This window comes from Hylemonella sp. P2_B10 (assembly GCF_056404875.1).
Window position 1 is genome coordinate 535,319 of sequence record NZ_JBFUDE010000003.1, and the last position, 25,747, is coordinate 561,065.

Consider the following 25,747-nt stretch of genomic DNA (forward strand, 5'->3'; position numbering starts at 1 on the left):
CACGACGGTGGAAACTTCATGGAATCACACCACCGTCTTGTTGAACGAAGCAGTCGAAGCGCTCCTCAGCAATCCGGACCCCGCCACCTACCCCGCAGAGCCGGCGGATGGTTGCTATGTGGATGCCACCTTCGGGCGCGGCGGCCATTCCGAGCTCATTTTGTCGAGGCTGGGGCCGTTGGGCCGCCTGATCGCCTTCGACAAGGACCCCGAGGCCGTGGCCCGCGCCAACGCCATCACCGACACGCGCTTTTCGATTCGCCACCAGGGCTTTCGGCAGCTGGGCGAGCTGGAGGCGGGCAGCGCTGCCGGCATCCTGATGGACCTGGGCATCAGTTCGCCGCAGATCGACAACCCCCAGCGTGGTTTCAGTTTTCGTTTCGAGGGCCCGCTGGACATGCGCATGGACACCACGCGCGGAGAGAGCGTGGCGCAGTGGCTGGCAACGGCGGAGATCAACCAGATTGCGGAGGTGATACGTGCCTATGGTGAAGAACGGTTTGCTGGCCCAATTGCAAAGGCGATTGTTGCGCGCCGACAAGAACGGGGCCCAATTTCAACCACCACCGAGTTGGCCGACCTCGTGGCTGGCGCGGTCAAAACCCGCGAGCCGGGCCAGAACCCTGCAACGCGCACATTTCAGGCTCTTCGGATTTTCATCAACGCCGAGCTTGAAGAGCTGCAAGAAGCGCTAGACGCCAGTCTGCATGTGCTGCAACCCGGAGGCCGACTGGTGGTGATCAGTTTCCATTCGCTGGAAGACCGCATCGTCAAGCAGTTCATCGCGCAGCATTCGCGCGAGGAGTACGACCGCCGTGCACCGTTCGCGCCGCCCAAGGTGATGCAACTCAAGGCGCTGGAGCGGATCAAACCCAGCGCTGCCGAGGTGGCAGCCAACCCGCGTGCGCGCAGTGCCATCATGCGCGTGGCGCAAAGGATGGCCACATGATGCGCCTGAACCTGGTCCTGCTGCTCGCGGTGCTGGCCAGCGCCCTGTACCTGGTCAACGTGCAGTACGAGTCGCGCCGGCTGGTGGGTGACCTGGACCGTGCCAACGCCGACGCCCACCGGCTGGAGGTGGAGCACGAGCGGCTGCAGGTGGAAAAGCGCGCCCAGGCCACGCCCATGCGGGTGGAGAAGCTGGCCAAGGACAAGCTGCAGATGCGCGGCACCACGCCGGCCATCACGCAGTACGTGTCCTATGCGCAGGGTCAGGCCGCAGTGCAAGCCAGTCAGCCGCAGCCGGCGGGTTCGCGCAATGCGGCCAGGGGGATCGTGCAATGAGCAAGAGCGTGCAGTACACCTCCAGCCCGCTGCTGGCCAGTCGCACGCCGGTGTGGCGCAGCAAGCTGATCGTGGCCGCCATCGCACTGGGCTTTGTGGGCCTGGCGGCGCGCGCCACCTACATCCAGGTGCTGGGCAATGATTTTTTTCAGAAGCAGGGCGAGGTGCGCTTCGCGCGCACGTTGGAGTTGCCCGCCACGCGTGGCCGCATCCTGGACCGCAACGGCTTGATCCTGGCCTCCAGCGTGCCGGTGCCCAGCATCTGGGCCATCCCCGAGGACGTGGACGTGGACAAGCCCACGCTGCGCAAGCTGGCCAAGCTGCTGGGACTCAGCGACGCGGAGCTGGACAAGAAGCTGTCCGAAGACAAGAGCTTCGTCTGGCTGAGGCGCCAGGTGGATGACGCGGCGGCCAAGCAGATCAAGGCGTTGAACATCAAGGGCGTGTACGAGCGCAAGGAATACCGCCGCCAATATCCTGAGGGCGAGGCCGCCGCGCATGTTGTGGGCTTCACCAACGTGGAGGACGAAGGCCAGGAAGGCATGGAGTTGATGTTCAACAAGGACTTGTCTGGCAAGCCGGGGTCGCGGCGCGTCATCAAGGACCGCTTCGGCCGCGTGGTGGAGACGGTGGGCGACATGGTGCCGCCGGCTTCCGGCCGCGACGTGCAACTCAGCGTGGACAGCAAGGTGCAGTACTTCGCCTACCAGCAACTGCGTGACGCCGTGGTGGCCAACCGGGCCCAAGCCGGCAGCGTGGTGGTGCTGGACGCCAACACAGGCGAAGTGCTGGGCCTGGCCAACTATCCCAGTTACAACCCCGACAAGCGCCAGCACCTGAGCGGCAACCAGTTGCGCAACCGCGCGCTGACCGACACCTTCGAGCCCGGCTCGGTGATGAAGCCCTTCACTGTGGGCCTGGCGCTGAACACAGGCCGGGTGAAACCCAACACCATCATCGACACCGCGCCGGGCAGCATCACCATCACCGGCTCCACCATCCACGACGCCCACCCGCACGGCGCGCTGACGGTGGAAGAGGTCATTAAGGTGTCCAGCAACGTGGGCACCACCAAGATCGCCATGCAGATGCCGGCGCGCGAGATGTGGGAGACCTTCTCGCAGGCCGGCTTCGGCCAGAAGCCGCAGATCACCTTCCCCGGTGTCGTGTCAGGGCGGCTGCGGCCCTACAAGACCTGGCGGCCGATCGAGCAAGCCACCATGTCCTACGGCTACGGCCTGTCGGCCTCGCTGTTCCAGATGGCGCGCTCCTACACCGTGTTCTCACACGACGGCCAGATCATCCCGGCCACACTGCTGAAGGCCAAGGAGTCCCCGGTGGGCGTGCCGGTGTTCAGCCCCGAGACGGCGGCGGAGGTGCGCAAGATGCTGCAGATGGCCGCCGGCCCCGGCGGCACCGGCCCGAAGGCGCAGACCCTGGGCTACTCGGTGGGCGGCAAGTCAGGCACCGCCTACAAGCAGCAGGGCAAGGGCTATGGTGTCGATGGCAGCCGTAAATACCGCAGCTGGTTCCTGGGCATGGCGCCGATCGACAAGCCACGCATCATCGTCGCCGTGATGCTGGACGAACCCACCGCCGGCAAGTATTTTGGCGGTGACGTGGCCGCACCGGTGTTCAGTGCCGTGGTGCAGCAGACGTTGCGCCTGATGGGCGAGCAGCCCGACATGGCGGTCAAGCCCCAGATTGTGGCCAAGGCAGAAGAGGAGAGCTTCTGATGCTGCCGCAATTCCACACGCCCGAGCAAGCGGCCCAGTGGCTGCGCGCGCGCGTGCCTGGCGACTTGCAGGCCGACAGCCGCAAGGTGCGCGAGGGCGATGCATTTCTGGCGCGCGGCGGCAGCCGCACCGATGGCCGTGCCCACGTGGGTGCCGCGCTGGCCGCAGGTGCGCACGCCTGCCTGGTGGAGCACGACGGCGCCGAAGCTTTTGGCTTCGAGTCCGACAAGGTGGCCAGCTACCTCAACCTGAAGGACGCCATGGCCGAGATCGCCAGCGCCTTCTACCAGCACCCCAGCCGCCAATTGCGGGTGCTGGCCGTCACCGGCACCAATGGCAAGACCTCCACCGCCTGGTGGCTGGCGCATGCGCTGTCGGCCCTGCCGCAAGGGGCCATCCCCTGCGCGCTGGTGGGCACCCTGGGGGTGGGCCAGCCGGTGGTGGACCCGGTCATCGGCGAAACGGTGATGCAGCTGGGTGAGCCCGGCTTGACCACGCCCGACCCGGTCGCGCTGCAGCAGGCCTTTCGCCGCTTTGCCGACAGCGGTATCCAGGCCTGCGCCATCGAGGCGTCGTCCATTGGCATCGTCGAGCGGCGCCTGGACGGCACGCAGATCGACACCGCGCTGTTCACCAATTTCACCCAGGACCACCTGGACTACCACGGCAGCATGGAGGCCTACTGGGCCGCCAAGCTGGCGCTGTTTGACTGGCCAGGCCTGCGCGCTGCCGTGGTCAACGTGGACGACGACAAGGGGCTGGAGCTGGCCAACAGCCTGCAAGGTCGGCCGTTGGACTTGTGGACGGTGTCGGCCGGCATGCAGCCACAGGCGCGCCTGTTGGCCAGCCAGGTGGTCTACAACCCGCGCGGCATCTGCTTCAACGTGCGCGAAAGCACCCCGGGCGAAGTCGGCGGTGCGGCGCACACGCTGCAGACCCAGCTGATCGGCCAGTACAACATCGCCAACGTGCTGGGCGTGCTGGCCGGCATGCGCGCGCTGGGTGTGCCGCTGGAGGCGGCGGTGCGCGCCTGTGCCGCGCTGACCCCGGTACCCGGGCGCATGGAGTGCCTGGGCGGCGGCGGCCAGCCCATGGTGGCGGTGGACTACGCACACACCCCCGATGCGCTGGAGAAGGCGCTGGCCGCTTTGCAGCCCATGGCCAAACAGCGTGGCGGCCAGTTGTGGTGCGTGTTTGGCTGTGGCGGCGACCGCGACGCCACCAAGCGCCCGCTGATGGGCGCCATCGCCGGCCGCAATGCCGACCAGGTGGTGGTCACCAGCGACAACCCGCGTGGCGAGAAGCCCGAGGCCATCATCTGCCAGATCCTGCTGGGTCTGGCCGGGCACCGCGCCGTCACCGTGCAGTCCGACCGCGCGCAAGCCATTCAAGCCACGCTGGCCCAGGCCGGTGCCGATGACGTGGTGCTGCTGGCCGGCAAGGGCCACGAGGATTACCAGGAAATCGCCGGTGTGCGCCAACCGTTCTCCGACCGCCAGCAGGTGCAGCAGGCACTGGCGTTGCGGCCTCCCAAGACTGGGGGCGGCACATGAGCAACGCGATGATGAGCCTGCAACAAGCCGCCGGCTGGATGACCGGCGCGCGCCTGCTGGGCGACCCGGACACCCCCATCGCCCGGGTGCACACCGACAGCCGCAGCCTGCAGGCCGGCGACCTGTTCGTCGCGCTGAAGGGTGAGCGCTTCGATGCCAACCAGTTCCTGGCGCAGGCCCAGGCGGCCGGCGCGGCCGCCGCGCTGTGCCACGCGCCTTTTTCCGCGCAGCTGCAAGCCCTTGGCCTGCCCGGCATCGTGGTGGACGACAGCAAGCTGGCGCTGGGGCAACTGGCGGCCGGCTGGCGTGCGCAGTTCAAACTGCCGTTGATCGCGGTCACCGGCTCCAACGGCAAGACCACGGTGACGCAGATGGTGGCGGCCATCCTGCGCGCCTTCAAACCCGAAAATACGCTGGCCACGCAGGGCAATCTGAACAACGACATCGGCGTGCCGATGACGCTGTTGCGCCTGCGTGCTCAGCACCAATTGGCGGTGGTGGAGCTGGGCATGAACCACCCTGGCGAGATCGCCGGCTTGGGCGCCATGGCCCAGCCCACGGTGGCGCTGGTCAACAACGCGCAGCGCGAACACCTGGAGTTCATGGCCACGGTGGAAGCGGTGGCGCGCGAAAACGGCAGCGTGCTGCAGGCATTGGCAGGCAACGGCACGGCGGTGTTCCCCGCTGACGACAACTACAGCGCGCTGTGGCACGACATGGCCGGCAAGCGCGCCACCCTGACCTTTGCCGCACACCCCGATGAGGCCGAGGCCGAGGCCGATGTGACCTGTGGTGTGCCGCTGTGGCAGGACGGCGCCTGGGCCGTGCGGGTGCAAACCCCCGCCGGCAGCCTGAGCTACAGGTTGCGCGTGGCCGGCCTGCACAACGTGAAGAATTCGCTGGCGGCTGCCGCTTGCGCGCTGGCTGCCGGCGTTCCGCTGGAGCACATCGCGCAGGGGCTGGAAAGCTTCGAAGCAGTCAAGGGCCGCTCGCGCGCGCTGGCGCTGACGGTGGCCGGTCAGCCCTGCACGCTGGTGGACGACAGCTACAACGCCAACCCGGATTCGGTGCGCGCTGCCGTGGAGGTGCTGGCCGCGCTGCCAGGCCCGCGCATGCTGGTGCTGGGCGACATGGGCGAGGTGGGCCAGCGGGGCCCGCAGTTCCATGCCGAAATCGGCGCGCTGGCGCGTGAGCGTGGCATTGAGCAGTTGCTGACGCTGGGCGACCTCTCCCGCGGCACCACGGCGCAATATGGCGGTGGCCAGCATTTCGACAACATACAAGACATCAACCGCGCCGCGCTGGCGGAACTGCCGCGCATGCGCAGCGTGTTGGTCAAGGGCTCGCGCTTCATGCAGATGGAGCGCGTGGTGCAGGCCCTGACCGCGCACGCACTGCCAACCCAATCGGAGGAACCCCATGCCGCATGACCCCCGCCTGCAGGAGGCCGCATGCTGCTGAGTCTGGCTCAATGGCTGCAGACGCTGTCGCCCGACCTGGGCTTTTTTCGCGTGTTCGGTTTCCAGACCTTTCGCGCGGTGATGGCAGCCGTCACGGCCTTGCTGATCGGCCTGGCCGCCGGCCCCTGGGTGATACGCCGGCTGCGCGAGCTGAAGATTGGCCAGCCGATACGCGGCTATGGCGTGGAGGCGCACCTGACCAAGAGCGGCACGCCCACCATGGGCGGTGTGTTGATTCTGCTGTCCATCGCCATCTCCACGCTGCTGTGGTTCGACCTCAGCAACCGGTTTGTCTGGATCGTGCTGCTGGTCACGCTGGGCTTTGGCGCCATAGGTTGGGTCGATGACTGGCGCAAGGTGGTGAACAAGGACCCCGAAGGCATGCGCTCGCGTGAAAAGTACTTCTGGCAGTCGTTGATAGGCCTGATCGCCGCGCTGTATCTGGTTTTCAGCATCTCGGAGAGCTCCAACCTGAAGGTGTTGGAGCTGTTCTTCACCTGGGTGCAATCCGGCTTCAACATCAACCTGCCACCCAAGGCCGACCTGATGCTGCCCTTCTTCAAGACGGTCAGCTACCCGCTGGGCGTGTTCGGCTTCGTGATCCTGACCTATCTGGTCATCGTCGGCTCCAGCAACGCGGTGAACTTCACCGACGGGCTGGACGGCCTGGCCATCATGCCGGTGGTGATGGTGGGCTCGGCACTGGGCGTGTTCGCCTACGTCACCGGCAATGCGGTGTACTCCAAGTACCTGTTCATCCCGCACATCCCCGGCGCGGGCGAGCTGCTGATCTTCTGCGGCGCCATGGCCGGCGCCGGCCTGGCATTCCTGTGGTTCAACACCCATCCGGCGCAGGTCTTCATGGGCGATGTCGGCGCACTGGCGCTGGGGGGTGCCTTGGGCACCATCGCCGTCATCGTGCGCCAGGAAATCGTGCTGGCCATCATGGGCGGCATCTTCGTGGTGGAGGCGCTGTCGGTGATGGTGCAGGTGGGCTGGTTCAAGTACACGCGCAAGAAATACGGCGAAGGGCGTCGCTTCTTCAAGATGGCGCCGCTGCACCACCATTTCGAGAAAGAGGGCTGGAAGGAGACGCAGGTGGTGGTGCGTTTCTGGATCATCACCATGCTGTTGTGCCTGGTGGGCCTGTCCACGTTGAAGCTGCGCTGAAGCGATGAGCACCATGCAAACGCTGCAAGACCAACATGTGCTGATCCTGGGGCTGGGCCTGTCGGGCCTGGCCATGGCGCGCTGGTGCGCCCGTCAGGGCGCGCAGGTCTGCGTGGTGGACAGCCGCGACGCACCGCCGCAGTTGCAGGCGCTGCGCGAGTCGGTGCCATCGGCCAGTTTCCGCTGCGCCGCGTTTGACGCCGCGCTGGTGCAAGATGGCCTGGTGCGCGCGGTGTTCAAGAGCCCGGGGCTGGCGCCGTCGGCGGTGGCACCGGTATTGGCGCAGGCGCGGGAGCAAGGCCTGTGGGTGGGCGGTGAGTTGAGCCTGTTCACCCAGGCGCTGGCCGAACTGAAGCAGACGCGCGGCTACGCGCCAAAGCTGCTGGCCATCACCGGCACCAACGGCAAGACCACGGTGACCTCGTTGACCGCGCAATTGGCAGAGCGGGCCGGCAAGACGGTGGCCCTGGCCGGCAACATTGGCCCCACGCTGCTGGACACCCTGGCCCAGCACCTGGACGCCGGCACGCTGCCTGAAGTGTGGGTGATGGAGTTGTCGAGTTTCCAGTTGGACGATGCCGCCGGCTTCGAGCCCACTGCCGCCACGGTGCTGAACGTCACGCAGGACCACCTGGACTGGCACGGCAGCATGGAGCAGTATGCGCAGGCCAAGTCCCATGTGTTTGGTGAACAAGGCCTGATGCTGCTGAACCGCGAAGACCCGCTGGTGATGGCCATGCTGCCTATGCCCATCAAGGGCAAGCCGGCGCGCAACTGCGTGACGTTTGGTGGCGATGTGCCCACGCGGCCCGGTGACTTCGGCCTGGAAAGCGTCAACGGCATGACCTGGTTGGTGCGGGCGCTGGAAGCCGATGAGACGCGCAAGAAGCGCAAGGGCGAGGAAGAGGAAGAGTTGCATATCCAGCGTCTGATGCCAGCCGAGGCGCTGCGCATACGCGGCCGCCACAACGCCGTCAACGCGCTGTCGGCGTTGGCCTTGGCCGCGGCAGCCGGCTGCCCGTTGGCACCCATCCTGTACGGCCTGCGCGAATACCGGGGCGAGCCGCACCGGGTGGAGCCCATAGGCATCGTGCATGAGGTCGAGTATTTCGACGACAGCAAAGGCACCAACGTGGGCGCCACCCAGGCGGCGCTGGCCGGCCTGGGGGCCGAGCGCAAGCTGGTGGTGATACTGGGTGGTGACGGCAAGGGTCAGGACTTTTCGCCGCTGGCCGCACCGGTGGCGCGCTTTGCCCGCGCCGTGCTGCTGATCGGGCGCGACGCGCCGCAGATCCGCGCCGCGCTGCAAGACACCGGCGTGCCGTTGCTGGATGCGGCCGACCTGCCTGACGCCGTGCAGCAGGCCAGCCAGCGCGCCCACGCAGGCGACGCCGTGCTGCTGTCACCGGCCTGTGCCAGCTTCGACATGTTCGACAACTACGAGCACCGCGCCCGCGTGTTCCGCGGCGCGGTGGAAGAGCTGGCACAGGCCGCCGGCACCGCGCTGGAGGGCATGCTGTGAGCGCGTTGGCCATGCGTCCCCTGGCCTGGCTGGGCGGCTTGTTGCGCCCCGGCCGCAAGGCACGCCAGGCCAAGGCGGGCAACCGCCTGGGCGCGGCACCCACGCGCGTGGGCAGCTTCGACCAGCCGCTGTTGTGGGTCACCGTGGCGCTGCTGGCCTGGGGGCTGGTGATGGTGTACTCCGCCTCCATCGCCATGCCGGACAACCCCAAGTTCTCCGGCAGCAGCCACACCGTGTTCCTGATCAAGCACGCCTCCTTCATCTGCATTGCCATGGTGGCGGCGCTGATCGCCTTCCAGTTCCCGGTGGCAACCTGGGAGCGCATGGCGCCCTGGCTGTTCGTGGTGTCGCTGGTGCTGCTGATGGTGGTGCTGATCCCGCATGTGGGCAAGGTGGTCAACGGCGCGCGCCGCTGGATACCGCTGGGCATCATGGGCTTCCAGCCGTCCGAGCTGGCCAAGTTCGCGGTGCTGTTGTACGCGTCGGACTACATGGTGCGCAAGATGGACGTGAAGGAAAAATTCTTCCGCGCCGTCATGCCCATGGCGGTGGCGGTGGCGGTGGTGGGCCTGCTGCTGCTGGCCGAGCCCGACATGGGCGCCTTCATGGTGATCGCGGTGATCGCCATGGGCATCCTGTTCCTGGGCGGCGTCAATGCGCGCATGTTCTTCCTCATCGCCGCCGTGCTGCTGGTGGCCTTCGGTTTGATGATTGCCTTCAGCGAGTTCCGCCGCGAACGCATCTTTGCCTACCTGGACCCGTGGACCGAGGTGCATGCGCTGGGCAAGGGCTACCAGCTGACGCACTCGCTGATCGCCATCGGCCGCGGCGAGATCTTCGGTGTCGGCCTGGGCGGCAGCGTGGAAAAACTGCACTGGCTGCCCGAGGCGCACACCGATTTCCTGCTGGCCGTGATCGGCGAGGAGTTCGGGCTGCTGGGTGTGCTCAGCGTGGTGGGCCTGTTCTTCTGGATGACGCGGCGCATGATGCACATCGGCCGCCAGGCCATTGCGCTGGACCGTGTGTTCGCCGGTCTGGTGGCGCAGGGCGTGGGCGTGTGGATGGGTTTCCAGGCCTTCATCAATGTGGGTGTGAACCTGGGCGCCTTGCCCACCAAGGGGCTGACGCTGCCGCTGATGAGCTATGGCGGCTCGGCGATTTTGTTGAACCTGATTTCGATCGCCGTGGTGCTGCGGATCGACTATGAGAGCCGCCAGATGATGCAGGGGGGCCGCGCATGAGCAGCATCAGCCCCCCGCGCTGCGCACTGGTGATGGCCGGCGGCACCGGCGGCCACATCTTCCCCGGCCTGGCCGTGGCCGAGGCGCTGCGCCTGCGTGGCTGGCGCGTGCACTGGCTGGGCGGCAAGGGGGCGGCAGGCAACCCCAGCATGGAAAGCCAGCTGGTGCCGCCGCGTGGTTTTGCCTACGAAACCATTGATTTTTCCGGCGTGCGCGGCAAGGGCCGCCTGACGCTGGCGCTGTTGCCGCTGCGCCTGCTGGGCGCCTGCTGGCACAGCTTCAAGCTGCTGCGTCGCGTGCGGCCTGACGTGGTGGTGGGGCTGGGCGGCTACATCACCTTCCCCGCAGGCATGGTCAGCGCGCTGGTGGGCAAGCCACTGGTGCTGCACGAACAAAATGCCGTTGCCGGCATGGCCAACCGCTTGCTGGCCAAGGTGGCGCGTCGCGTGTTCACCGCTTTCCCGCAGGTGCTGGCCAAGGGCGTCTGGGTGGGCAACCCGCTGCGCACCGAGTTCCTGAACCAGCCCGCGCCCGAGCAGCGTTTTGCCGGCCGCAGCGGACCGCTGCGCTTGCTGGTGGTGGGCGGCAGCCTGGGTGCCAAGGCGCTGAACGAGGTGGTGCCGCAGGCGCTGGCGCTGCTGCCACCGGTGGAGCGACCGCGCGTGCTCCACCAGAGCGGGGCCAAGCAGATTGACGCCTTGCGCGCCGCCTATGCCCAGGCTGGGGTGCAGGCCGAGCTGACGCCTTTCATCGACAACACGGCCCAGGCTTTTGCAGAGGCCGACCTGGTGATCTGCCGCGCTGGCGCCAGCACCGTGACCGAGTTGGCGGCGGTGGGCGTGGCGGCGATGTTCGTGCCCTTCCCCGGCGCGGTGGACGACCACCAGACCGCCAACGCCAATTTCCTGGTCAGCCAGGGCGGCGGCTGGCTGCAGCCGCAGCACAGCCTCACCGCCCAGGGTCTGGCCGACTGGCTGCACCAGGTGCAGCGCAGCAGCCTGCTGGAGCGCGCCCAGCGCGCCAAGGCGTTGCAACAGCTGGATGCCACCGACAAGGTGGTGGCCGCATGCGAGGAGTTGGCCGCAGCATGAAGCACACCATTCGCCACATCCATTTCGTTGGCCTCGGCGGTACCGGCATGTCCGGCATCGCCGAGGTGTTGATGGGCCAGGGTTACAAGGTGTCCGGCTCTGACCAGCATGACAGCGTCACACTGCGCCGCCTCACCGGCCTGGGCATGCGCACCTATGTGGGCCACGATGCCAGCCATGTGATGGGGGCCGATGTGGTGGTCACCTCCAGCGCCGTGCAAGAGAGCAATGCCGAGGTGCGTGCCGCGCGTGCCCGCGGTACCCCCGTCGTGCCGCGCGCCGTGATGCTGGCCGAACTGATGCGGGGTAAACAGGGCATCGCCATCGCCGGCACCCACGGCAAGACCACCACCACCAGCCTGGTCACCAGCGTGCTGGTGGAGGCCGGGTTGGACCCCAGCTTCGTCATCGGCGGCAAATTGAACAGTGCCGGCGCCAACGCGCGCCTGGGCCGGGGCGAGCACATCGTGGTGGAGGCCGACGAGTCTGATGCCTCCTTCCTGCACCTGCTGCCGATGATGGCGGTGGTGACCAACATCGACGCCGACCACATGGAGACCTATGGTCATGACCTGGGTCGCCTGCGCCAGGCCTTCGTGGACTTCCTGCAGCGCATGCCGTTCTACGGAAGTGCCATTGTCTGCACCGACGACGCCAATGTGCGCGCCATCGTGCCCGGGCTGGGGCGCAAGGTGGTGGGCTATGGTTTCGAGCCTGGCGCGCAGTTGCGCGCGGTGGACGTGATGGCCCAGGGCACCCAGATGCGTTTCACCGTGGTGCGCCCTGGTCGGGCCGACCTGCCCATGCTGCTGAACGTGGCCGGCCGCCACAACGTGCTGAACGCGCTGGCCGCCATTGGCGTGGGCATGTCGCTGGGCATTGCCGATGCGGTGCTGCAAAAGGCGCTGGCCGGTTTCAAGGGCGTGGGCAGGCGCTTTCAGAGCTATGGCGAGTTGCCGGCGCTCGGGGGTGGCGAATTCCTGTTGCTGGACGACTACGGTCACCACCCGGTGGAGATGGCCGCCACGCTGGCGGCGGCGCGCGGGGCTTACCCGGGCAAGCGCTTGCTGCTGGTCTTCCAGCCGCACCGTTACACCCGCACGCGCGACTGCTTTGCCGATTTCGTGCGCGTCATCGGCCTGGCCGATGGGGTGCTGCTGGCCGAGGTGTATGCCGCCGGCGAGGCGCCCATTGCCGGTGCCGATGGCCAGGCCCTGGTGCAGGCGCTGCGCGCGGCCGGCCGCGCGGACACCGTGCTGGTGGACCCGATCAGCGCCCTGCCGGCCGCCATATGCGCCCATGCGCGTGGCGGTGACGTGGTGTTGTGCATGGGCGCGGGCTCGATCAGTGCGGTGCCGGCCCAGGTGCGCGACATGGTGTTGAAGTCAGGCGGTGCCACCGGCGCCGCCGTTGAAAAAGGAATGGTGACATGAGTCCGACCGGCTCACCCAAGGATTTTGGCAAGGTGGCGGTGCTGATGGGCGGCAACTCGGCCGAGCGCGAGGTGTCGCTGATGTCGGGCACCGGCGTGCTCAATGCGCTGCGCGCCAAGGGTGTGGACGCTTATGCCTTCGACCCGGCGCAGCGCCCCATCACCGACTTGAAGGCCGAGGGCTATGCCCGCTGCTTCATCGCGCTGCATGGCCGCTACGGCGAGGACGGTTGCGTGCAGGGCGCGCTGGAGCTGCTGGGCATTCCCTACACCGGCTCGGGCGTGATGGCCTCCAGCGTGGCCATGGACAAGATCATGACCAAGCGCCTGTGGCTGGCCGATGGCCTGTCCACCCCGCGCTATGTGAAGCTGCGCAAGGACGAGCTGACGCGCGAGCGCGTGCGCACCGTGCCCGATGAGCTGGGCCTGCCCATCTTCGTCAAGCCGCCGCACGAGGGCTCCACCATTGGCATTTCCAAGGTCATGGGCTATTCGCAGATGCAGGATGCCGTCAAGCTGGCCGCGCAGTACGACGACGAGATCCTGTGCGAGGAATTCATTGACGGCTGGGAGCTGACCTGTCCGCTACTGGGTCAGGGCGATGGCACGCAGGCGCTGCCGGTGATACGCATCGAGGCGGTGGGCGGCAACTACGACTACCAGAACAAGTACTTCACCGACACCACCCGCTACCACATCGGCGTGCTGTCGCAGGACAAGGAGCAGGAGGTGCGCGCGCTGGCGCTGGCCGCCTACCAGTCGCTGGGTTGCCGCGGTTGGGGTCGGGCCGACGTGATGCTGCGCCAGAGCGACGGCAAGCCCTTCCTGCTGGAGCTGAACACCTCGCCGGGCATGACCGGCCATTCGCTGGTGCCGATGTCGGCCAAGGCCGCCGGCATCAGCTACGAAGACTTGTGCGTGCGCATCCTGCAAGACGCCGCGCTGGACAACCCACCCCGGGAGGCCAAGCCGTGAACGAGCCGCTGCCGGTGGACGTGCGCCTGATGAACCTGACAGCCAGCCTGCTGTTTGCAGGTTTTGCCGTGTTGGCGCTGACTGCGCTGGCGGGTTGGGTGCTGCGTCAGCCGGTGTTCGCCCTGCGCGGCATCCAGGTGCAGGGTGACCTGGCACACAGCAATGCGCTGACGCTGCGCGCCAACGTGGCGCCCAAGCTGTCGGGCACCTTTTTCACCGTCGACCTGAACCAAACCCGCCAGGCCTTCGAGGCCGTGCCCTGGGTGCGCAAGGCCGAGGTTCGGCGTGACTTCCCGAACCTGCTGAAGGTGCGGCTGCAGGAGCACCAGGTGCTGGGCTACTGGGGTCCGGAGAGCGAGTCGCGCCTGGTCAACACCTACGGCGAGGTGTTCGACGCCAATGTGGATGAAGTGGACCAGGACAGCCTGCCGCGCCTGATCGGTCCGGACGGCCAGGGGCCGGCGGTGCTGGCCATGTACCAGGCGGTCAAACCCATGTTCAACGACATGGACCTGGGCCTGGACCAGGTGGAGCTGACCGGGCGTGGCAGCTGGCGCGTGACCCTGGACAACGGCGCCGATCTGGAGCTGGGCCGCGGCCCGGCCGAGGAACTGCTGCCGCGCGTGCAACGCTTTTTGAAGACCCTGACCCAGGTGGCGGCCAAGTATGGCCGCAGCCCGCAGTCGCTGGAATCTGCCGATCTGCGCTATGCGCAAGGCTATGCACTGAGGTTGCGCGGCGTGGCCACGGTGGCGCAAGCCCAACCCAAACCTTGAAGAACAGACACAGGACACCTACAGCAGGACCATAGACATGGCAAAAGAGTACAAGGATTTGGTTGTCGGCCTGGACATAGGCACCGCCAAGGTGATGGTGGTGGTGGCCGAGGTCATGCCCGGCGGCGAACTGAAGCTGGCCGGGCTGGGCATCGCGCCCAGCAACGGCCTGAAGCGCGGCGTGGTGGTCAATATCGACGCCACCGTGCAGAGCATCCAGCAGGCGCTGAAGGAGGCCGAGCTGATGGCCGACTGCAAGATCACCCGCGTCTACACCGGCATCACCGGCAGCCACATACGCGGTTTGAATTCCAGCGGCATGGTGGCGGTGAAGGACCGCGAGGTGACCCAGGCCGACGTGGCCCGCGTGGTGGAGACCGCCAAGGCCATCAACATCTCCACCGACCAGCGGCTGCTGCTGGTGGAGCCGCAGGAATTCATCATCGATGGCCAGGACGTGCGCGAACCCATTGGCATGAGCGGCATCCGCCTGGAGGCCAAGATCCACATCGTCACCGGCGCGCAAAGCGCGGCCGAGAACATCATCAAGTGCGTGCGCCGCTGCGGCCTGGAGGTGGAGCAGCTGATGCTCAACCCGCTGGCCTCCAGCCTGTCGGTGCTGACGCAGGACGAGCGCGAACTGGGTGTGGCGTTGATCGACATCGGCGCTGGCACCACCGACGTGGCCATCTTCACCAACGGCGCGATACGCCACACGGCGGTGATCCCGATCGCCGGCGACCTGATCACCAGCGACATCGCGATGGCGCTGCGCACGCCCACCAAGGACGCCGAGGACATCAAGGTGGACAACGGCAATGCCAAGCAATTGCTGGCCGACCCCGAGGTGCAGGTTGAAGTGCCCGGCCTGGGCGACCGCGGCCCGCGCATGCTCAGCCGCCAGGCGCTGGCCGGCGTGATCGAGCCGCGGGTGGAGGAGATCTTCTCGCTGGCGCACCAGGTGATGCGTGAATCCGGCTTCGAGGAGTTGCTGTCCTCCGGCGTGGTGCTGACCGGCGGCAGCTCCATCATGCCGGGCATGGTAGAGCTGGGTGAGGACATCTTCCTCAAACCCGTGCGCCGCGGCATCCCGAAGTATTCGGGCGCGCTGGCCGACATGGTGGCGCAGCCACGCGCCGCCACCGTGATGGGTTTGCTGGAGGAGGCGCGCAATGCGCGCATGCGCGGCATGAAAGTGGCGCAGAAGAACGGCTCCGTGAAAACCGCCCTGGGCCAGGTCAAGGACTGGTTTGTGGGGAACTTCTGATGCAGCAACCCAAGATCTGGCTGGCGCGGGGCAGCCCACACCAACGAAGGGGGGGGACAGACCCACCCTCATGACCTGTTTCCGCAGTTACCTTTTTGCATTCAAGACAGAGCGTTATCAAATTTTCAGGAGTGACACATGCCTATCGAAATGATTGAAGTGGAAGAGTTCAATCTGGGTACCCAGATCAAGGTCATCGGCGTGGGTGGCGGTGGCGGCAATGCCGTGGAGCACATGCTGAGCTGCCAGGTGCAGGGCGTGGAATTCATCTGCGCCAACACCGACGCGCAGGCGCTGAGCCGCAGCCCGGCGCACAAGACCATCCAGCTGGGCAACAGCGGGCTGGGCGCCGGCAGCAAGCCTGACAAGGGTCGCGACGCCGCCGAGATGGCGGTGGAGGACATTCGCGCCGCCATCGACGGCGCGCACATGCTGTTCATCACCGCCGGCATGGGCGGCGGCACCGGCACCGGCGCGGCACCGGTGATCGCCCGCATCGCCAAGGAGATGGGCATCCTGACCGTGGGCGTGGTCACCAAGCCGTTCGACTGGGAAGGCGGTCGCCGCATGACCAATGCCGACGCCGGCCTGTCCGAGCTGGAGGCCAATGTGGACTCGCTGATCGTGGTGCTGAACGAGAAGCTGCTGGAAGTTCTGGGCGACGACATCACCCAGGACGAGGCCTTCGCCCACGCCAACGATGTGCTGAAGAACGCGGTCGGCGGCATCGCCGAAATCATCAACGTGCCCGGCCATGTGAACGTCGACTTTGAAGACGTGCGCACCGTCATGGGCGAGCCCGGCAAGGCCATGATGGGCACCGCCGTGGCCAACGGCCCGGACCGCGCCCGCATCGCCGCCGAGCAGGCCGTGGCCTGCCCGCTGTTGGAAGGCATTGACCTGTCCGGCGCCAAGGGCGTGCTGGTGCTGATCACCGCCGCCAAGGGTTCGCTGAAGCTGTCCGAATCCAAGCTGGCGATGAACACCATCCGTGCCTACGCCTCGCCCGATGCGCATGTGATCTACGGCACCGCCTACGACGACGCCCTGGGCGACGAGATCCGTGTCACCGTGGTGGCCACCGGCCTGAGCCGCCAAGGCGTGCGCCGCACCGCGCCGCCGCTGCAGGTGCTGCGCACCGGCACCGACAACATGCCGTTCCAGGTGCCGACGCTGAACACCGTGGTCAACCCCACCGCCACCTCGCAACCCATGGCGCCCAGCCAGCCGGACTACCAGGGCATGGTCACTCCCAGCGTGTGGCGCACCCGCGACCGCACGCAGGCGGCTGCGAAGGTGGACGCACTGTCCTCCGGTGGCATGGACGATTATGAGATCCCGGCGTTCCTGCGCAAGCAAGCGGATTGATCTGTAAGCACTTGCTCCCACACACTGGCTCGCCAGTGTGTGGGGTCAAAGTCCTGGTGGGGAGCAGCCTCTAGCGGCTGCTTTTAAAATCATGCCCATGCTGCAGCAAAGAACCCTGAAGTCGCTGACCCGCGCCGTTGGCGTGGGCGTGCACAGCGGCCAGCGGGTGGAGCTGACGCTGCGCCCGGCCCAGCCGGACACCGGCATTGTGTTCCGCCGTGTGGACCTGCCCGAGCCGGTGGACATTCCGATGTCGGCCACCTCGGTGTCTGACACCCGCATGGCCACCACCGCATCCAATGGCAACGTCAGGGTGGCCACGGTGGAGCATTTCATGTCGGCCTGCTCCGGCCTGGGTATTGACAACCTGTACGTGGACATCACAGGCGAGGAAGTGCCGATACTGGATGGCTCCGCCGCGTCCTTCGTGTTCCTGCTGCAAAGCGCCGGCATCGAGCTGCAGAATGCGCCGCGCCGCTTCATCCGCGTGGTCAAACCGGTGGAAGTGCGCGAAGGCCAGGGCACGCCGGGCGAGAAATGGGCGCGGCTGGACCCGTTCCACGGCTACAAGCTGAGCTTCGAGATCACCTTTGACCATCCGGCGGTGGATTCCACCGGCCAGCGCGTCGAGTTCGACCTCAGCATCAACTCTTATGCGCGCGACATTGCCCGCGCCCGCACCTTTGGCTTCACCCGTGATGTGGAGATGATGCGTACCAACGGCTTAGCCCTGGGCGGCGGGCTGGACAACGCCATCGTGATGGACGACTACAAGGTGCTGAACGCCGGCGGCCTGCGTTACGACGATGAGTTCGTCAAGCACAAGATGCTGGACGCCATGGGCGACATGTACATGCTGGGCAAGCCGCTGCTGGCGGCCTACAGCGCCTTCCGCTCCGGCCATGCGCTGAACAACAAGCTGGTGCGCGAACTGCTGCAACGCACCGACGCCTGGGAGCTGGTCACCTTCGAAGACGACAAGCTGGCGCCTAAGGGCTTCGCCCAGCTGGCTCGCAGCTGGTAGGCGGCCGCGCGCCACCGGCTGATCCTCACCACCCGCACCTGGCCATGGTCGTCTTTCGCGCCGCCATCTTCCTGCTGCTGCTGGCGTCGGGGGTCTGCTTTGCCTTCTTTGTCACCACCGGCCAGCCACGTTTCAAGCGCTGGGGCTTGACGGTGCTGAAGTGGACGCTGTTCGCGGCGCTGGGCTTTTTCGCGGTGCTGGTGCTGGAGCGGGTTGCCTGACTGCGCGTTTTGCGCCTGTGTGCCTGCCGCAACAAATGGGCCTGTGCCGTCGAGCCTGAGTGGGCCTATCACTGTCTGGGTAAATGCTTCGCGCGGGCTATGCCATGCTTGACAGATGCCCGCTCAGCACCTGCCGGACCTTGTCCGTGCCTTCTGGTGTCAGCGCCTGTGCATGGGCCAGCAAATTCTTGCGCCAATGGGCGCGGTTCCAGGTGTTGGCACCATGGTAGGTGCGGATATACAGTTGCGGGCTGTCCAGGCCTATCAGCCTGTCCTGGGCCATCAACTGCTCCAGCACCGGGGTGTCTTCGCCCCTGGCCAGCTCGGGGTAGGGTGGCAGCGCGTCGCGCCGCGCCACCAGGCTGCCTTCCCAGGCGCGCGGGCCGGACACATAGGCCTGTCGCGTCAGCTCGTCATACAGCACCCAGCGCATCAGCGCGCAGGCACTGTAGCGTTGGTCGGCCAGCGCGCGCAGCTGCTCGGCCAGGCGGGTGGGGCCATGCCAGTCGTCATCGTCCCATTGGGCGATGAAGGCGCCTTGCGCGGCTTGCACGGCCAGGTTGCGCAGCGCGCCCAGCGACTGCTTGGGCAGGTAGGGCACTTCCAGCACGCGCACGGCCGGTTCGTTCACACTGGCCAGAAAGTCGCGCGTGGCCATGTCGTCGCTTTCAAACACCACCAGCAACTCGCGGGCCGCGTGGGTCTGGCGCTGGAAGCAGGTGATGGCGCGGCGCAGCTTGTCCACGCGGTAATGCGTCACGCACAGGCAGGAAATCAGTTCTTGGTCGGCCATGGGGGCAGGGTATCAGGTGCGCGCGGTTTTAAGCGGTGGCTTGGCTTTCAGGCCGGCGATGAGAATGTCAAACATGGCGCCGGCGTGCTGCGCCAGATCATAGCTGTCGGGTTCCAGCAGCCATTCGTGCATGACGCCGGTCATGAAGGCGTTCAGCGTCTGCATGGCCACCCCGGTGTCGGTGTCGGAGGCCAATTGCCCCTGGGTCACCGCCTGCTTCAGCAGGCCCTCGACCATGGGCAGGCATTGGTCGCGCTGGTTCATCTCGTTGGCGAACACGCCGGCCAGCTCGCCGGTCTGCTTCTCGCTGCGGTGGAACAGGATGCTGAACACCACCCGTTGGCGCGGGTTGCGTGTGAGCTGCGTCAGCGTGTGCACCGACAGCTGGCGCAACGCGGCCAATGGGTCGGCGTCGGTGCCCGTGGTCAGCTCCACCAGCAGGCTTTGCATGGGCGACATCACGCGGTCAAAAACCGCGCTTAAAAGCTCACTCTTGTCCTTGAAGTGCCAATAGATGGCGCCACGGGTCATGCCGGCGGCGGTGGCCACGTCGGCCAGCGTGGTGGCGGAAACCCCTTTTTCATAGAAAACGCGTTCGGCGGCGTCCAATAAAGCCGTATGCGTCTCTAGGGTCTCTTGTTTCGTCTTTCTGGCCATGTGTGAAATTAGGGAACAAAATGCTGCTTCGCACAAAGCCAAGCAAACATTCGTGAATGTATTTTATACTATCGCGGCAATTCCCACTGAAAACACATCCACAACCATGCAAGTTCCTTTCCAACGCACGTCTTTGTCCAGTGCCAGCATCGCCCGCGGCACCGGTGGTCCGGTATTTTCGCAGCGCGGCCGATGGGCGGGCGCGGCTCTGGCGGTGGGTACCGCCGTGCTGCTGGCTGCCTGCGGCGGTGCGCCCGAAGGCGGGGCCAAGGGCCCCGGCGGTCCGGGCGGTGGCATGCCGCCACCCGAGGTCACCGTGGTCACCGTGCAGGCCAAGGACGTGGGCATAGGCTTTGAGTATGTGGGCCAGACCGCTGGCTCGCGCGAAACCGAGGTGCGCGCCCGCGTGGCCGGCATCCTGCAGGAGCGCCTGTTCGAGGAAGGCACGCGCGTGGCGGCCGGTCAGCCCTTGTTCCAGATCGACCCGGCGCCGTTTCAGACGCAGGTGAACTCCGCCGAGGCGGTGGTGGCCGTGAGCGAAGCCCGGCTCAACCAGACCAAGCGCGAATTGGCGCGGCTGGAGCCTTTGGCCGCTGAAAAGGCCATCAGCCAGAAGGAATATGACGATGCCAAGTCGGCGTCCGAAACCGCCGAAGCGACGCTGAAACAGTCGCGCGCGCAGGCAGCGGAAGCCAGGCTGAACCTGGGCTACACGAAAGTGGTGGCGCCCATTGGCGGCATCACCAGCATCGCCACCAAGGCCAATGGCAGCCTGGTGACGGCGGCCGACAGCCTGCTGACCACGCTGGTACAGACCGAGGTGATGTATGTGTATTTCAGCATTCCCGAGTCCGACTTCCTGAAGCTGTCGCGCGACATTGCCAACGGCAAGATCGACCTGGCCAGCAAGAACGCCAAAGGCCTGGGCCTGGAAGTGGGCCTGCGCATGTCGGACGGCAGCAGTGCCGCCAAGGTGGGCCGTGTGACCTACGTGGCTGAAAAGATCAACCCGGTCAACGGCGGCTTTGACGCCCGTGCCGAGGTGGCCAACCCCGATGGCAAGCTGCGTCCCGGCCAGTTCGTGCGGGTGACGCTGCAAGGCGCCAAGCGCACCAACACGCTGGCCATTCCCCAGCGCGCGGTGATCGACAGCCCCATGGGCAAGATCGTCTTCACGGTGACGCCGGACAACAAGCTGGCGCCGCGCCCGGTGGAGCTGGACGGCTGGACCAACGGCGAGTGGATCGTCACCAAGGGCCTGAACGCTGGCGAGCGCGTGCTGGTGGACGGTTTCATCAAGGCGCATGACCCCGGCATGACGGTCACGCCGGTGCCGCTGCCGGCCGCCTCTGCCGCCGCGGGCGGCGCACCTGCTCAAGGCGCACCAACTGGCGCCCCTGCCGGCGCTCCCCCGGCCGCCGCCCCCGCCGCACCGGCTTCGGGCGCCAAAGCAAAACAATAAGGCCGCTGGCCCAGGACATTCCCCATGTTTTCAACCTTTTTCATCAAGCGGCCGATCTTCGCGACAGTGTTGTCGCTGATCATCGTGCTGGCCGGCCTGGCCGCCATGCGCGTGCTGCCGATCTCGCGCTACCCGGAAATCTCGCCGCCGGTGGTCAACGTCACGGCCTTCTACCCCGGCGCCTCGGCCGAGGTGCTGGAGCGCACCGTGGCCGCGCCCATCGAAGAGCAGATCAACGGCGTGGAGAACATGCTGTACATGGACTCGGTGTCGTCGGCTGACGGCCGCGTGTCCATCAACATCACCTTCGATGTCGGCACCAACCTCGACATCGCGGCGGTCAACGTCAACAACCGTGTGCGCCAGGCCGACGCCAAGCTGCCGCAGGAAGTGCGGCGCCAGGGCGTGACGGTGTCCAAGAGCTCGGCCAACTTCCTGGTGGTGGCGGCCGTCTATTCGCCCGACGACCGCTACGACGCGCTGTACGTGTCCAACTACGTGTTGCAAAACATGCTGGACCCGATCAAGCGCATTCCCGGCACCACCAACGTGCAGATCTTCGGCGCCAAGGACTACGCCATGCGCATCTGGATGCGCCCGGACCGCATGGCGCAGATGGGCGTGACGGTGGCCGAGATTGCCAACGCCATCAACGAGCAGAACTCGCAGTACGCCGCCGGCAAGGTGGGCGCGCCGCCCAACAACTCCGAAGAGATGACCATGACGGTGACCGCGCGCGGCCGCCTGCTGGAGCCCGAGGAATTTGCCAACATCATCATCAAGAGCTCGCCCAATGGCGGCACCATACGCATCAAGGACGTGGCGCGCGTGGAGCTGGGGGCCAAGGACTACAGCTTCTATGGCCGCGTCAACGGCCACCCGTCGGTGCCGGTGGGCATCTTCCTGCAGACCGGCGCCAATGCGCTGGACACCCGTGCCGCGGTGGAAAAGACGTTGCAGGGGCTGAAGGCCAAGTTCCCGCCCGGCATGGACTACGCCACGCCTTACGACACCACGCCCTTCGTGGTGGAGTCCATCCAGGAAGTGGTGAAGACGCTGGCCGAAGCCATGATTCTGGTGTTCCTGGTGGTGTACCTGTTCCTGCAGAACTGGCGCGCCACGCTGATCCCCACGCTGGCGGTGCCGGTGTCGCTGATCGGCACCATGGCCGGGCTGCAGTTGCTGGGCTACAGCATCAACACGCTGACGCTGTTTGGCATGGTGCTGGCCATCGGTATCGTGGTGGACGACGCCATCGTGGTGCTGGAGAACGTGGAACGCCTGATGCACGAAGAGGGCATGACCATCCAGGAGGCGGCCATCGAGGCCATGCACGAGGTCACCGGCCCGGTGATCGCCATCGTGCTGGTGCTGGTGGCGGCCTTTGGCCCCATCGCTTTCCTGGGCGGTCTGGCCGGCGAGCTGTACCGCCAGTTCTCGGTCACCATCTCGATTGCCGTGGTGCTGTCGGGCATCGTGGCGCTGACGCTGACGCCGGCGCTGTGCGTGGTGTTCCTGAAGCGCGAAGAACCGACCAAGAACCGGTTCTTCGTCTGGTTCAACCGCTTTTTCAAGCGCATCACGCGCGGCTACATCGACGGCGTCAGCTTCATCCTGCGCCGCGCGGTGCTGGGCACGCTGCTGTTTGCCGGCATGATCGTGGTCACCGGCCTGATGTGGAAAATCGTGCCGGCCGGCCTGGTGCCGGACGAGGACCAGGGCTACTACATTGGCGCCGTGATCCTGCCGGAGGGCGCGTCGCTGGCGCGCACCGATGCCACCGTCAAGCAGGTCGAGGCGGCGATGAAGGACAACAAGAACCTCAACACCATCTTCTCGCTGGTGGGCCTGGACTTCCTGGGTGGTGGGGGCCTGAAGTCCTCCGCCGCCACCATGTTCTTCCCGCTCAAGCCCTGGGACGAGCGTACCCAGAGCGCCAAGCAGCTCGTCGGCGAGTCTTTCTACAAGACCGGGCGCATCAAGGAAGGCCTGCCGCTGTTCTTCGCGCCGCCGGCCATCCAGGGCCTGGGCCAGACCGGTGGCTTCGAGTTCTACCTGCAGAACAAGGGCGACGGCGGCGTCAAGCGCCTGGCGGAACTGATGCCGGCTTTCCTGGCCGAGGTCAACAAGCAACCCGAGCTGGCCGGCGTGCGCACGCTGTGGCAGGCCAACTCGCCGCAGCTGTTCGTCGACGTGGACAACGACAAGGCACGCTCGATGGGCATTGTGCTGTCCGACGTCTACAACACGCTGGCAGCCACGCTGGGTGCCTACTATGTGAACGACTTCAACAAGAGTGGGCGCATCTACACCGTGCAATTGCAGGCCGAGGGGCAGTACCGCTCCAAGCCGGAAGACATTGGCGGCATGTACGTGCGCTCCGGCACGGGCCAGATGGTGCCTATACGCGCCTTCTCCACGGTGCGCTTTGTCAGCGGCCCGGATTCGGTGGAACGCTTCAACGCGCTGCCGGCCATCAAGTTCTTTGGCGACGCCAAGCCGGGCTTCAGCTCGGGCCAGGCGATAGCCGCCATGGAGCGGGTGTCGGCCAAGATGCTGCCGGCCGACGTGGGCTTTGACTGGGGCGGCGCCTCGTTCCAGCAGAAACGCTCCAGCAGCGCCGGCGGCCTGGCGCTGGGCGCCGGCATTGTGCTGATCTTCCTGATCCTGGCCGCGCAATACGAAAAGTGGTCGCTGCCGTTCTCGGTGTTGCTGGCCATGCCGTTCGGCATCTTCGGCGCGCTGCTGGCGGTGTACCTGCGCCGCTTCACCAGCGACGGCTTCACCAACGACGTGTACTTCCAGATCGGGCTGGTCACGCTGCTGGGCTTGTCGGCAAAGAATGCGATTCTGATCGTGGAGTTTGCGGTGATGAAGGTGCACGAGGGCTACCGCCCGGTGGCGGCGGTGGTGGAGGCGGCGCGCCTGCGCTTCCGCCCCATCCTGATGACCTCGCTGGCCTTCATCCTGGGCGTGGCCCCGCTGGCCTTCTCCAGTGGCGCCGGCGCCGGTGCGCGCCAGTCCATGGGCACGGGTGTGTTGGGCGGCATGTTGGGCGCCACCTTCCTGGCAGTGTTTTTCGTGCCCCTGTTCTTCAAGTTGCTGAACGACCGGCGCTTCAAGACCACCAAGGAAGATTTTGACCATCCCGAGCATGTGCCGCTGCACCCCGAGTCGGTCATCAAGGAATAAGCCATGAACATGAGAACCACACAACGCCCTAGGCTGCTGACGGCGCTGGCTGCCGCCAGCCTGCTGGTGGGCTGCGCCATGGGCCCCGACTACAAGCGCCCTGAGTTGGATGTCCCCGCCAAGTTGAGCACGGGCAGTGCCGCCAAGGGCACTGCCAGCGCGATCGACTGGTTGAACTGGTGGAAATCCTTCCAGGACCCGGTGCTCAATGCGCTGCTGGACGAGGCCAGTGCCAACAGCCAGGACCTGGTGCTGGCCGCCGGCCGGGTGGAAGAGGCGCGCGCGCTGTATGCCGGCGCCCACGCCGGCCTGTTCCCCACGGTGGACGGCAACGCCTCGGTGACCAAGAGCCACCTCAGCACCAACGCGGGCCAGATCACGCCCGGCACCTACCCCATCGTCACCGACCGCAAGGTCGGCCTGTCGGCCTCTTACGAGCTGGACTTCTGGGGCAAGCTGCGCCGTGCCGACGAGGCCGCGCGTTCGCGCCTGCTGGCCGCCCAGGCCAGCCGCGGCACGGTGATGGCCTCGCTGTATGCCAATGTCGCGCAGAGCTATTTCAGCCTGCGCGCCTTCGACGCCCAGCTGGCCTTGGCCGATGCCACACTGGCCACACGGCGCGACAACCTGAACCTGCAAAAAAAGCGCCTGAATGCCGGCGTCATCGGCCAGCTGGATTTTCACCAGTCCGAGGCCGAGGCCGCGGCCACCGAGGCGGCAGCCGCGCAGGCGCGCCAGGCGGTGCGCAATGCCGAGTCGGCCATCGCGCTGCTGGTGGGGCGCAGCCCGGCGCAGATCGCCAACCCGGTGATTGCGCGCGGCAAGGCAGTCGATGCACTGCAGCAAAGCGCCGTGGTGCCGGCCGACCTGCCCTCTGACCTGCTGAACCGCCGGCCCGACCTGATCGCCGCTGAGCAGCAACTGGTGGCCGCCAATGCCGACATTGGCCAGGCCAAGGCCGCCTACTTCCCGACGCTGAAGCTCACCGCCGGTGCCGGCAATGAGTCCCTCAGCATGGCGACGCTGTTTGACAGCGGGTCGCGGTTCTGGAACCTGGGTCTGGGGCTGACGCAACCCATCTTCCGCGCCGGTGCGCTCGATGCCGTGGTGTCGGGTGCCGAGGCGCGCAAGCAGCAGGCGCTTGCCCAGTACGTGCAAGCCGTGCAAGCCGCGTTCCGCGACGTGCACGACGCGCTGACGGGCATTGCCGCCAACGAGGAGGTGGTGCAAGCCACCGCGAAGCGCATTGCCGCGGTGCAGGACACCAAGCGCCTGGCCGACCTGCGTTATGCCAATGGCTACAGCAGCCAGTTGGAGGTGCTGAACGCCCAGCGCGACCTGCTGCAGGCCCAAAGCAACCTGATCGAGGCCAAGCGCGCGCAACTGGCCGCGCTGGTGTCCTTGTACAAGGCGGTGGGTGGTGGCTGGGACGGCACCCATGCCGACAAGGTGTCCGACAAGCCCGCAGACAAGGTCGCCGCAGTGCGTTGACACACCGCCGCCCGCGACAGGCGGGCGGCCCG

21 protein-coding genes are annotated in these 25,747 nt (G+C 66.5%); 19 read left to right on the plus strand and 2 right to left on the minus strand.

Features of this window, described 5'->3' with window-relative positions; translation table 11 throughout:
- Nucleotides 1-7 precede the first annotated feature (7 nt).
- From rsmH to AC1DX2_RS14970, 16 genes are all read left to right on the plus strand, one after another.
- The gene (rsmH, locus tag AC1DX2_RS14895) at nt 8-949 is read left to right on the plus strand and encodes a 16S rRNA (cytosine(1402)-N(4))-methyltransferase RsmH (protein ID WP_477197143.1); all 942 of its coding nucleotides are present in this window, start codon (nt 8-10) and stop codon (nt 947-949) included.
- On the plus strand, nt 946-1,284 hold the full coding sequence (ftsL, locus tag AC1DX2_RS14900) for a cell division protein FtsL (protein ID WP_477197144.1): 339 nt from the start codon (nt 946-948) through the stop codon (nt 1,282-1,284). The genes rsmH and ftsL overlap by 4 nt, the downstream gene beginning before the upstream one ends.
- A complete protein-coding gene (locus tag AC1DX2_RS14905; protein ID WP_477197145.1) occupies nt 1,281-3,020 on the plus strand; it encodes a peptidoglycan D,D-transpeptidase FtsI family protein in 1,740 nt (579 codons plus the stop codon). The genes ftsL and AC1DX2_RS14905 overlap by 4 nt, the downstream gene beginning before the upstream one ends.
- Nucleotides 3,020-4,573 carry a UDP-N-acetylmuramoyl-L-alanyl-D-glutamate--2,6-diaminopimelate ligase gene (locus tag AC1DX2_RS14910; protein ID WP_477197146.1) on the plus strand — a complete coding sequence of 518 codons (1,554 nt, stop codon included), beginning with the start codon at nt 3,020-3,022 and terminating at the stop codon, nt 4,571-4,573. Before AC1DX2_RS14905 ends, AC1DX2_RS14910 begins: the two co-directional genes overlap by 1 nt.
- An 8-nt stretch (nt 4,574-4,581) precedes the next feature.
- Complete coding sequence (locus AC1DX2_RS14915) at nt 4,582-6,003, plus strand: UDP-N-acetylmuramoyl-tripeptide--D-alanyl-D-alanine ligase (RefSeq protein ID WP_477197691.1); 1,422 nt, start codon at nt 4,582-4,584, stop codon at nt 6,001-6,003.
- A gap of 21 nt (nt 6,004-6,024) precedes the next feature.
- Entirely contained in the window at nt 6,025-7,203 is a 1,179-nt protein-coding gene (gene mraY / locus AC1DX2_RS14920) for a phospho-N-acetylmuramoyl-pentapeptide-transferase (RefSeq protein ID WP_477197147.1), read from the plus strand.
- Between the two features lie 13 nt (nt 7,204-7,216).
- Entirely contained in the window at nt 7,217-8,725 is a 1,509-nt protein-coding gene (murD, locus tag AC1DX2_RS14925) for a UDP-N-acetylmuramoyl-L-alanine--D-glutamate ligase (protein ID WP_477197692.1), read from the plus strand.
- A gap of 11 nt (nt 8,726-8,736) precedes the next feature.
- A complete protein-coding gene (gene ftsW / locus AC1DX2_RS14930; RefSeq protein ID WP_477197693.1) occupies nt 8,737-9,966 on the plus strand; it encodes a putative lipid II flippase FtsW in 1,230 nt (409 codons plus the stop codon).
- Nucleotides 9,963-11,057, plus strand: coding sequence for an undecaprenyldiphospho-muramoylpentapeptide beta-N-acetylglucosaminyltransferase (gene murG / locus AC1DX2_RS14935; RefSeq protein WP_477197148.1), 1,095 nt, complete (start codon nt 9,963-9,965; stop codon nt 11,055-11,057). Before ftsW ends, murG begins: the two co-directional genes overlap by 4 nt.
- Nucleotides 11,054-12,490, plus strand: a complete 1,437-nt coding sequence (gene murC / locus AC1DX2_RS14940; protein WP_477197149.1) for a UDP-N-acetylmuramate--L-alanine ligase — start codon at nt 11,054-11,056, stop codon at nt 12,488-12,490. The genes murG and murC overlap by 4 nt, the downstream gene beginning before the upstream one ends.
- Nucleotides 12,487-13,464 carry a D-alanine--D-alanine ligase gene (locus AC1DX2_RS14945; protein WP_477197150.1) on the plus strand — a complete coding sequence of 326 codons (978 nt, stop codon included), beginning with the start codon at nt 12,487-12,489 and terminating at the stop codon, nt 13,462-13,464. Before murC ends, AC1DX2_RS14945 begins: the two co-directional genes overlap by 4 nt.
- Before the next feature lie 29 nt (nt 13,465-13,493).
- A complete protein-coding gene (locus AC1DX2_RS14950) occupies nt 13,494-14,240 on the plus strand; it encodes a cell division protein FtsQ/DivIB (protein ID WP_477197694.1) in 747 nt (248 codons plus the stop codon).
- A gap of 37 nt (nt 14,241-14,277) precedes the next feature.
- Nucleotides 14,278-15,507: a cell division protein FtsA gene (gene ftsA / locus AC1DX2_RS14955; RefSeq protein WP_477197151.1), complete on the plus strand. Its 1,230-nt coding sequence runs from the start codon at nt 14,278-14,280 to the stop codon at nt 15,505-15,507.
- A gap of 138 nt (nt 15,508-15,645) precedes the next feature.
- The gene (gene ftsZ, locus AC1DX2_RS14960) at nt 15,646-16,875 is read left to right on the plus strand and encodes a cell division protein FtsZ (RefSeq protein WP_477197152.1); all 1,230 of its coding nucleotides are present in this window, start codon (nt 15,646-15,648) and stop codon (nt 16,873-16,875) included.
- A gap of 97 nt (nt 16,876-16,972) precedes the next feature.
- Entirely contained in the window at nt 16,973-17,899 is a 927-nt protein-coding gene (gene lpxC, locus AC1DX2_RS14965) for a UDP-3-O-acyl-N-acetylglucosamine deacetylase (protein WP_477197153.1), read from the plus strand.
- Between the two features lie 44 nt (nt 17,900-17,943).
- Nucleotides 17,944-18,120 (plus strand): hypothetical protein, encoded by a 177-nt coding sequence (locus AC1DX2_RS14970; protein ID WP_477197154.1) that lies wholly within the window; start codon nt 17,944-17,946, stop codon nt 18,118-18,120.
- 97 nt (nt 18,121-18,217) lie between these two features.
- Here the strand turns inward: AC1DX2_RS14970 and AC1DX2_RS14975 are convergent, their stop codons facing one another.
- Both AC1DX2_RS14975 and AC1DX2_RS14980 read right to left on the minus strand, forming a co-directional pair.
- Complete coding sequence (locus AC1DX2_RS14975) at nt 18,218-18,913, minus strand: glycosyltransferase family 2 protein (RefSeq protein ID WP_477197155.1); 696 nt, start codon at nt 18,911-18,913, stop codon at nt 18,218-18,220.
- Nucleotides 18,914-18,925: 12 nt separating this feature from the next.
- Entirely contained in the window at nt 18,926-19,570 is a 645-nt protein-coding gene (locus AC1DX2_RS14980; protein WP_477197156.1) for a TetR family transcriptional regulator, read from the minus strand.
- Between the two features lie 106 nt (nt 19,571-19,676).
- Here AC1DX2_RS14980 and AC1DX2_RS14985 point away from each other — a divergent pair, with 106 nt between their 5' ends.
- Genes AC1DX2_RS14985 through AC1DX2_RS14995 form a run of 3 tightly spaced genes read left to right on the plus strand, consistent with a single transcriptional unit; the run spans nt 19,677 to nt 25,715 of the window.
- A complete protein-coding gene (locus AC1DX2_RS14985) occupies nt 19,677-21,032 on the plus strand; it encodes an efflux RND transporter periplasmic adaptor subunit (RefSeq protein WP_477197157.1) in 1,356 nt (451 codons plus the stop codon).
- Nucleotides 21,033-21,056: 24 nt separating this feature from the next.
- Nucleotides 21,057-24,224: an efflux RND transporter permease subunit gene (locus AC1DX2_RS14990; protein WP_477197158.1), complete on the plus strand. Its 3,168-nt coding sequence runs from the start codon at nt 21,057-21,059 to the stop codon at nt 24,222-24,224.
- A 9-nt stretch (nt 24,225-24,233) separates the two neighbouring features.
- A complete protein-coding gene (locus AC1DX2_RS14995; RefSeq protein ID WP_477197159.1) occupies nt 24,234-25,715 on the plus strand; it encodes an efflux transporter outer membrane subunit in 1,482 nt (493 codons plus the stop codon).
- Nucleotides 25,716-25,747 lie beyond the last annotated feature (32 nt).

What these genes read in the sequence shown, in the direction of transcription:
- murG (WP_477197148.1), top strand. Translation starts at nt 9,963, where the DNA reads ATGAGCAGCATCAGCCCCCCGCGCTGCGCACTGGTGATGGCCGGCGGC.
- AC1DX2_RS14995 (WP_477197159.1), top strand. Translation starts at nt 24,234, where the DNA reads ATGAGAACCACACAACGCCCTAGGCTGCTGACGGCGCTGGCTGCCGCC.
- AC1DX2_RS14980 (WP_477197156.1), bottom strand. Translation starts at nt 19,570, where the DNA reads ATGGCCAGAAAGACGAAACAAGAGACCCTAGAGACGCATACGGCTTTA.
- AC1DX2_RS14915 (WP_477197691.1), top strand. Translation starts at nt 4,582, where the DNA reads ATGATGAGCCTGCAACAAGCCGCCGGCTGGATGACCGGCGCGCGCCTG.
- AC1DX2_RS14945 (WP_477197150.1), top strand. Translation starts at nt 12,487, where the DNA reads ATGAGTCCGACCGGCTCACCCAAGGATTTTGGCAAGGTGGCGGTGCTG.
- AC1DX2_RS14970 (WP_477197154.1), top strand. Translation starts at nt 17,944, where the DNA reads ATGGTCGTCTTTCGCGCCGCCATCTTCCTGCTGCTGCTGGCGTCGGGG.
- AC1DX2_RS14905 (WP_477197145.1), top strand. Translation starts at nt 1,281, where the DNA reads ATGAGCAAGAGCGTGCAGTACACCTCCAGCCCGCTGCTGGCCAGTCGC.
- AC1DX2_RS14985 (WP_477197157.1), top strand. Translation starts at nt 19,677, where the DNA reads ATGCAAGTTCCTTTCCAACGCACGTCTTTGTCCAGTGCCAGCATCGCC.
- ftsW (WP_477197693.1), top strand. Translation starts at nt 8,737, where the DNA reads ATGCGTCCCCTGGCCTGGCTGGGCGGCTTGTTGCGCCCCGGCCGCAAG.
- AC1DX2_RS14990 (WP_477197158.1), top strand. Translation starts at nt 21,057, where the DNA reads ATGTTTTCAACCTTTTTCATCAAGCGGCCGATCTTCGCGACAGTGTTG.
- mraY (WP_477197147.1), top strand. Translation starts at nt 6,025, where the DNA reads ATGCTGCTGAGTCTGGCTCAATGGCTGCAGACGCTGTCGCCCGACCTG.
- murC (WP_477197149.1), top strand. Translation starts at nt 11,054, where the DNA reads ATGAAGCACACCATTCGCCACATCCATTTCGTTGGCCTCGGCGGTACC.
- AC1DX2_RS14975 (WP_477197155.1), bottom strand. Translation starts at nt 18,913, where the DNA reads ATGGCCGACCAAGAACTGATTTCCTGCCTGTGCGTGACGCATTACCGC.
- ftsA (WP_477197151.1), top strand. Translation starts at nt 14,278, where the DNA reads ATGGCAAAAGAGTACAAGGATTTGGTTGTCGGCCTGGACATAGGCACC.
- lpxC (WP_477197153.1), top strand. Translation starts at nt 16,973, where the DNA reads ATGCTGCAGCAAAGAACCCTGAAGTCGCTGACCCGCGCCGTTGGCGTG.
- AC1DX2_RS14910 (WP_477197146.1), top strand. Translation starts at nt 3,020, where the DNA reads ATGCTGCCGCAATTCCACACGCCCGAGCAAGCGGCCCAGTGGCTGCGC.
- ftsZ (WP_477197152.1), top strand. Translation starts at nt 15,646, where the DNA reads ATGCCTATCGAAATGATTGAAGTGGAAGAGTTCAATCTGGGTACCCAG.
- murD (WP_477197692.1), top strand. Translation starts at nt 7,217, where the DNA reads ATGCAAACGCTGCAAGACCAACATGTGCTGATCCTGGGGCTGGGCCTG.
- AC1DX2_RS14950 (WP_477197694.1), top strand. Translation starts at nt 13,494, where the DNA reads ATGAACCTGACAGCCAGCCTGCTGTTTGCAGGTTTTGCCGTGTTGGCG.
- ftsL (WP_477197144.1), top strand. Translation starts at nt 946, where the DNA reads ATGATGCGCCTGAACCTGGTCCTGCTGCTCGCGGTGCTGGCCAGCGCC.